Raw genomic sequence first — 6,947 nt, 5'->3', positions numbered from 1 at the left:
CATAGGTATCTACACATTTATCGTGATACCTGTTATTACTTTGCAGAATGATTTCAACCTATCTGTTGGCGGGATTGACTCTCGCCTTACCCGCCGATATCAGACGCTGGTTAAACAGCATATGACGCCCGCGGCTCTTCTTGCTTCTGCGGTTAAAGACCTCGCAAGTGCTCAAAAATCAACTTTCGCAACTACCCAAGCTGTCTGGCGTTTTCTGAATAATAAGCGAATTAGCTTCAGTCAACTCAATGAGCCAATTATTTCGCTAGCACTTGAGCAAATTTCGCTTAGCCCGCATCCATACGCTCTCGTTGTTCATGATTGGTCACGTTTACAATTTCTTTACCATCATGCCAAATACGGACGCTTAAAAATGACGCACGGTGGCGATGTTGGATATGAACTTCAAAGCAGCTTGCTGGTTGATGCTGGCACGGGTTTGCCAATAGCGCCTCTATCTCAGACACTTACCGATGCAACCGGTTGTCATTCAACGTTGGCGGAAGGACTGTCCGAACGGCAGACACATATGGACGCCTTGACGACCGATATTGCCCGTGTGGAATCGCTTAATATAGGTAAAAAGCTGATTCATATAATTGATAGAGAGGGTGACTCTATTGGACATATGCGGACGTTGAGTACTCAAGGAATATGCTGGCTTATCCGAGGAAAAGAAGGACATGGTGCAGAGTGGCAAGGTAATTCATTGAAAATTGGTGAGATTGCTGCTCTTCTGCCATACAACGGATGCGGACAGGTAGACTGGAAAGGGAAAAAAGCTGATATGGAAATCAGTGAAACCTCGATAGTCATAACCCGAGCTGCGCAGCAGAAGCGTAAAGATAAAGAAACCGGCCGCCGCATAAAAATCCAACCTGGAGAGCCTCTGACGGTCAGATTGGTTGTTGTTCGGCTTACGGATGATCTCGGTAATGTGGTGGGACGCTGGACGCTGCTTACAAACGTTTGCAGCGAGATCACCTGCGAGGAAGTAGCTCGTTGGTATTACTGGCGCTGGAATATTGAATCATTTTTTAAGTTGCTGAAAGGTGCCGGACATGACGTAGAAACATGGCTTCAGCGCAGCGCGCCAGCCGTACTACGCAGGTTGTTAATAGCCAGTATGGCTGCTGTTCTGGTATGGCGGCTGCAACGCGCTGAAGGAGAAGAAAATGCGGCAGCCCGCCAGCTGATATGTCGCTTGTCAGGACGACAGCAAAAGCGAGGCCGCAGAGAGAGCGCTCCTGCTCTGCTCGCTGGCCTATCCATCTTGTTGAATACACTAAAATTATTATCGGAATATAGTCTGGAAGAACTTACTCATTTAGCGAGAGTTGCTCTTAAGCCTCCTCCCTGATGTGTAGATACCTATGCCCCTTATGGGCGGCGGGCAATTTCCCCTGCGCGACCAACTGCCAGGAGTGCCCCGGCGTGCCGATGGCGTAAGTGGCGCCGCGCAGCTGCACCGTCGGTACCACCCAACTGACGGTACCGACATCGGTGGAGCCGACCAGGGTGCCGTCGCCGCTTTCCGGCGCAAAAACCACATCACACAACGGCACATCGTTGCGCACCGGCAGCCCGAAACGACCGAAAGACGCGGCGATATCGTCGGCGCTAAACGTTTTTTGAAACAGAGCGGCGGTGCGGTTGTCCGCGTCGTCGAACGGCGGCGGACCGAGCCGTTCAATGTGCCGGTGCATCAGCTGCTCCAGCGGCGTATTGCCCACCAGATTGGCGTCGCCGCTGAGCACTTCATGGCTTAGCGTCGTTTCCGTCATCAGCGCGGCGCCGCGCGCCACATTTTTCACGCGCTCCACCAGCGCCAGCAGGTCCGGCAGCGTGCGCGAGCGGATCAAATAGCGCACCGTCGCTTTCGCCTGCACCACATTCGGCGAATGGCCGCCGGTATCGGTGACGGCGTAGTGGATACGGGCCGACGAGGGCATATGTTCGCGCAGATAGTTAACGCCGACGTTCATCAGTTCTACCGCATCCAGCGCCGAACGGCCAAGGTGAGGAGACGCGGCAGCGTGGGCGGCGCGGCCGCTGAAATGAAAATTCAGCTCGTTACAGGCCAGCGAGATGGGATTGTTGACCCCGGTGAAAGCCGCCGGATGCCAGGAAATGGCGATATCCACGTCATCGAACACCCCGGCGCGCACCATAAACCCTTTCGATGAACCGCCTTCCTCCGCCGGACAGCCGTAATAGCGTACGCGACCTTTAATGCCGAGCGCGGCCAGCGTCTCTTTCACCGCCGTGGCCGCTAACAAGGCGCCGGCGCCCAGCAGGTTATGGCCGCAGCCGTGACCGTTGCCGCCGTTGCTTACCGGGCGGGGCTCGGCGACGCCGGCCTGTTGGCTCAGGCCCGGCAAGGCATCGAACTCACCGAGAATGGCGATGACCGGTCCGCCGTCCCCAGCTTCTCCCATTACCGCCGTGGGCAGGCCGGCGAGGCCGGTTTCAACCCGAAATCCTTGCTGTTCCAATAGGGCCTTATGGGCGGCTACCGATTGATATTCCAGATAATTGGTTTCGGGGGTGTCCCAGACACGATCGCTTAATGCGCAAAAAGCGGCCTGTAGCTCATTGATGCGGGTGTCAAGCAGGTCGGTAACGGAGGTAGGCATGGTGCGGTTTCCAAAATTTTTACCAAAATTGGCACCAATTTACGTCGCTTGTTTTGATTGTCCAATGGTTAACCTCGGGTATAAGACAACGTTATGACGCGCGCATTGGCATCAGAGTGGCAATAGACGCGGCGCGGTGGCAGAATGCGCCGATAAACGTTGAGAATTTTTCTATGCCTAAGCAGAAACGACCGGCTTCGTCGGCGGTACTGACCGATAAGGTCACGGAATTGATCCTGCACGATATCCAAACCGGCTTGCTGGCGCCCGGCGCCTGGCTGAAACAAATCGATTTGCAGCAGCATTACCATTGCGGCCGGCCGGAGGTGCGTCGCGCCTTGGACAGACTGGCGCAAAAGCGGTTGGTAGCCCATGTGCCCAATCGCGGTTACCATGTGTACCGCCCCGATGGCCGCCAGGAAGGAGAGGTCGCGGAGATCCGTATTTTGCTGGAAACCGGCGTCGCCGGCCGCATAGCCGACAGCGCTACGGCTGCGGATATCGCGTTGCTTGAGCAATTGGCGGCGGAGTTCGTGCGGCTTGTGGCCGATGGCACCACCCTGGAGCTGTACGAGGCCAATCTGGCGTTTCATCATCATCTGCTGTCGCTGTGCGGCAATCAGGAACTGGTGGCGCTGGTGGCGGAAATACGCCAGCGTACCAGCGCCGCGCCGGTGCATCAGTGGACCACCCGGGCGCGGATTGAGCAGTCTGCCCGCGAGCATGATGAGATGATTGAGGCGGTGCGTCAGGGCGACGGCACGCGTCTGGGAGCGGTGTTGGCGCGGCATATCCGTCAGCAGGACCGCTAACGGCAACATAACCGTTGCAACAGTGGAACCACTTACGGCAGCAGATGCAGATCCGTTGTGGCAATAAAACCGCTGACGGCAACATAACCGTTGCGGCGTTATCACCGCCAGCGACGGCAAATCCGTTGCGCCACTAAATCCATTCATGGCCGCAGACCCCTGGCGGCGCTATCACCGCCAGCGACGGCAAATCCGTTGCGCCACTAAATCTATCCATGGCCGCAGACCCCTGGCGGCGCTATCACCGCCAGCGACGGCAAATCCATCCATGGCCGCAAATCCTTGCGGCGGTATGACCGCCAACGGCAGCAGGCTTTACCATTAGCACCAGTAAATCGTCAGCGGTAACCGTCTCGCCGGGCGCCTATGACAAGGCCCTGGACGGCGGTGCCGGCCGGCGGAAACGCGGCGGTCGCTTTTGATGCTGGTGGACGACAGACGAAAAAAAACGCTTTATTGCTTTGCATCATTACAGGAATGTACAAAGCGATAAAGCGTTATTAACCACAGTAACAACCACGGGCGAATTGGTTGCGGGTGCCGGATTTGAACCGACGACCTTCGGGTTATGAGCCCGACGAGCTACCAGGCTGCTCCACCCCGCGTCCGACTGATGTGCCCCCGAGCAGTGGGGACGGCCTTGCTAATGCCCGCATACAGCGGTTTGATTGGTTGCGGGGGCCGGATTTGAACCGACGACCTTCGGGTTATGAGCCCGACGAGCTACCAGGCTGCTCCACCCCGCGTCCGTGGAAGCGCACTATACTCTGTAGCGGTTTTGATGCAACCCCTTTTTGCTAAATAGCCTCTATTCTTCTGATATTTGTTCAATTTCGCCCCGTTGTGCTGTTTTTATCAACAACTCATTGAATGGGCATAATAATAATGCATTTAATTATGATAGCGCCTCTGCTATCGTTCGCCGTTAGGATTTAACGGCGCGAGAACGTTATGAGTAAACAGTGGGTAATCTCTCTGATCGGTGGCGTGATTATCGCCATTCTTGCCGGATGCCAATCCCGCCCCACCGATCGCGGACAGCAGTATAAAGATGGTCAACTTACCCAGCCGCTGGCGCTGGTCAACGCGCCCAACGCCCGCGGTAAGCCGGTTAACGCCGGGGATTATGCCGATCAGGTGCTCGAAACCCAATACGCCGCCGCCACCCTGTTTCAGCGCAACCAGACCGATTTTGCCGCCATCCAGCGCTGGGCGCAGGCCGGTGGCGATACGCGCCAATTAAGTCAGTACGGTATCAAGGCCTATCAAATGGAAGGGGCGGATAACTACGGCAATGTGCAGTTTACCGGTTATTACACGCCGGTGGTGCAGGCGCGCTATACACCGCAGGGGGAGTTCCGCTATCCGCTGTACCGTATGCCGTCCCGTGGCAAGAATCGCCGCTTGCCGGATCGCGCCGCCATCTACAGCGGCGCGCTAAGCAGCGGTCTGGCTATCGCCTGGACCAATTCGCTGATGGATAATTTCATGATGGAGGTCCAGGGCAGCGGCTATGTGGATTACGGCGATGGCCGGCCGCTGATGTTTTTTGCCTATGCCGGCAAAAATGGCCATGCCTACCGCAGTATCGGCAAGGTCCTCATCGATCGCGGCGAGGTGGCGCGGGAGGATATGTCGATGCAGGCGATCCGCCATTGGGCCGACACCCACAGCGAGGCCGAAGTGCGTGAGTTGCTCGAACAAAATCCGTCATTCGTGTTTTTCAAACTGCCGGCGCTATAAAATTTCGGTGGTGTGCGTGGGCGGCGCCGGTGGTCAGACCGACCCCACCCGCATTCAGGTGGCGGATCTGGCGAAGACCATTCAGGATCCGCTGGCGGCCAAGGTACGCGATCGCCTGAAGCAGACGTTTCACGTGGTGAAAAACAGCAAGGGCAAGCTGGGTATTGACTGCGTTTTTTCCAGCGAACAGCTGGTTTATCCCCAGCCCGACGGTTCGGTCTGCGCCTCGCCCTCGACGGCGGAGGGACCTAAACGTATGGACTGCGCGTCTGGGTTTGGCGCCGCGACCATGGTGACCGCGACATTTGGCTTTGTCGCCGTGGCGCATGCGCTGAAAAAAATGCTGGCCAAAGCGCGGCGGCAGCAGGCCACACCACCCATAGCCTGACCCCATTGCTGTCTGGCGCGGCGCTGGCCTGCGGTCGTTTGCTGAGCTGGCTTACAGCTTACAGCAGACAACTGCGCTAGCTTACAGCGAACAGCGGACAACGCAGGGGAGAGCGGACAACGCAGGGGAGAGCGGACAACGCAGAGGGGAGAGCGGACAACGGTAGACGCTGGACGCTCGGCATTGACGATGGCGCTAGCTTACGCCTGTGCCCTTTGCCGGCAGGCGTGGCCGCTAGCCGTTGGCGGCAATATGGGCAATTCGCGCGCCGATGGCCGCCAGACCGTCGGCGCGGCTGGCGCTCAGCTCCCCCTCCAAGCCCAGCTCACGCAACAGCAACAGCGGGTCGATCTGGCGCAGCTGCGTCGCGGTTTTGCCCTCGACGGCGGTCAGCACGATAGCCAACAGTCCTTTCACAATGCGGCCGTCGCTGTCGGCATAATAATGCAGGGTGCCGTCGGGCAGCGGTTGGTGCGCCAGCCACACCTGGCTTTCACAGCCCGTGAGAAGAGACGCGGGCATCTTCAGGTGCTCCGGCAGCGGCGGCAGCGCCCGGGCAAGCGTTATCACCTGCCGCAGTCGATCTTCCCACTGTCGGCAGGCGGCAAAGCGGCGGGCCAGTTCCGCGGCGGTAATCTCGGTACCGAACGGGTGTGGGCCGTGCAGGGAAAAAGCCTCTTCTGTCATGCCGTGCTCCGTTACTCGCTGAAAAGGTCCAGGGCGGCGGTCGTCGCATCCACCAGCCGATCCACGTCCGCAAGGGTATTATTATAGGGGGCGAAAGACGCGCGTACCGTGCCAGGGACGCCAAGGGCGGCCATCAGCGGCTGGGCGCAATGCTGGCCGGCGCGCACCGCCACGCCGGATTGTGCCAGCACCTGGGCGATATCCTGCGGATGGATGCCGGCGATAACGAATGACAGCAGTGGCGACCCCGGGCAGCGAAAAGCGCGAAACCCCGTCAGCCGAGAAAGCCGTTGCTGGGCGGCATCCGCCAGCGAGACGCTCCAGGCCTCGGCCCCGGCGAGATCCTGCTGCGCCAGCCAGCCGAGCGCGGCGTCCAGACCGATAACGCCAGCAATATTCGGCGTGCCCGCCTCAAAACGGTGCGGCGGCGGTTGAGGGATGACCTCATCGAACGACACCGCACTGAGCATTTTCCCGCCGCCCTGCCAAGGTGGCATCGCCGCCAGCAGACGGGTTTTGCCATACAGGACGCCAATACCGGTCGGACCAAAAAGTGAATCACCCCGGATAAATTAGAGTCTATACTTTAAAAGTGGAGGTCTCTATGACAACGACCAAACGTTACTCTCCGGAAGTCCGTGAACGGGCAGTTAATCTAGTGCTGGAAACTCAGCATGAGCA

3 protein-coding genes, 2 tRNA genes and 4 pseudogenes are annotated in these 6,947 nt (G+C 58.1%); 4 read left to right on the top strand and 5 right to left on the bottom strand.

The window, feature by feature from the left end; all coding sequences use genetic code 11:
• Positions 1-1,360, top strand: a 1,360-nt coding sequence (locus tag CINSTRO3249_RS11185; protein WP_254304262.1) for a flagellar biosynthesis protein FlhF, incomplete at its 5' end; no start/stop codon positions are given.
• Between the two features lie 7 nt (positions 1,361-1,367).
• Here the strand turns inward: CINSTRO3249_RS11185 and CINSTRO3249_RS11180 are convergent.
• Positions 1,368-2,636: pseudogene (locus tag CINSTRO3249_RS11180) on the bottom strand (amidohydrolase); the annotation flags it as partial.
• Positions 2,637-2,809: 173 nt separating this feature from the next.
• Between CINSTRO3249_RS11180 and CINSTRO3249_RS11175 the strand changes: the two are divergent.
• Positions 2,810-3,448, top strand: a complete 639-nt coding sequence (locus CINSTRO3249_RS11175; protein ID WP_074013341.1) for a GntR family transcriptional regulator — start codon at positions 2,810-2,812, stop codon at positions 3,446-3,448.
• 528 nt (positions 3,449-3,976) lie between these two features.
• Here the strand turns inward: CINSTRO3249_RS11175 and CINSTRO3249_RS11170 are convergent.
• Both CINSTRO3249_RS11170 and CINSTRO3249_RS11165 read right to left on the bottom strand, forming a co-directional pair.
• Positions 3,977-4,053: transfer RNA gene (locus CINSTRO3249_RS11170), tRNA-Met, on the bottom strand.
• Positions 4,054-4,117: 64 nt separating this feature from the next.
• A tRNA-Met gene (locus tag CINSTRO3249_RS11165) sits at positions 4,118-4,194 on the bottom strand.
• Positions 4,195-4,399: 205 nt separating this feature from the next.
• On the opposite strand from CINSTRO3249_RS11165, the pseudogene mltA reads away from it, so the two are divergent.
• Positions 4,400-5,176: pseudogene (mltA, locus tag CINSTRO3249_RS11160) on the top strand (murein transglycosylase A); the annotation flags it as partial.
• Position 5,177: 1 nt separating this feature from the next.
• Positions 5,178-5,579 (top strand): annotated as a pseudogene (locus tag CINSTRO3249_RS11155) (tRNA cyclic N6-threonylcarbamoyladenosine(37) synthase TcdA); the annotation flags it as partial.
• A 234-nt stretch (positions 5,580-5,813) separates the two neighbouring features.
• On the opposite strand, the gene csdE reads toward CINSTRO3249_RS11155, so the two are convergent.
• Both csdE and CINSTRO3249_RS11145 read right to left on the bottom strand, forming a co-directional pair.
• The gene (gene csdE, locus CINSTRO3249_RS11150) at positions 5,814-6,266 is read right to left on the bottom strand and encodes a cysteine desulfurase sulfur acceptor subunit CsdE (protein ID WP_074013340.1); all 453 of its coding nucleotides are present in this window, start codon (positions 6,264-6,266) and stop codon (positions 5,814-5,816) included.
• 11 nt (positions 6,267-6,277) lie between these two features.
• Positions 6,278-6,829, bottom strand: a pseudogene (locus CINSTRO3249_RS11145) (aminotransferase class V-fold PLP-dependent enzyme); the annotation flags it as partial.
• Positions 6,830-6,947: the final 118 nt, after the last annotated feature.

It is taken from the genome of Candidatus Sodalis sp. SoCistrobi (assembly GCF_900143145.1).
Taxonomy (GTDB): Bacteria; Pseudomonadota; Gammaproteobacteria; order Enterobacterales; family Enterobacteriaceae; genus SoCistrobi.
The sequence above is the reverse complement of the archived record's forward strand: the minus strand, read 5'-3'. Positions and strand labels throughout refer to the sequence as shown.

What these genes read in the sequence shown, in the direction of transcription:
- CINSTRO3249_RS11175 (WP_074013341.1), top strand. Translation starts at nt 2,810, where the DNA reads ATGCCTAAGCAGAAACGACCGGCTTCGTCGGCGGTACTGACCGATAAG.
- csdE (WP_074013340.1), bottom strand. Translation starts at nt 6,266, where the DNA reads ATGACAGAAGAGGCTTTTTCCCTGCACGGCCCACACCCGTTCGGTACC.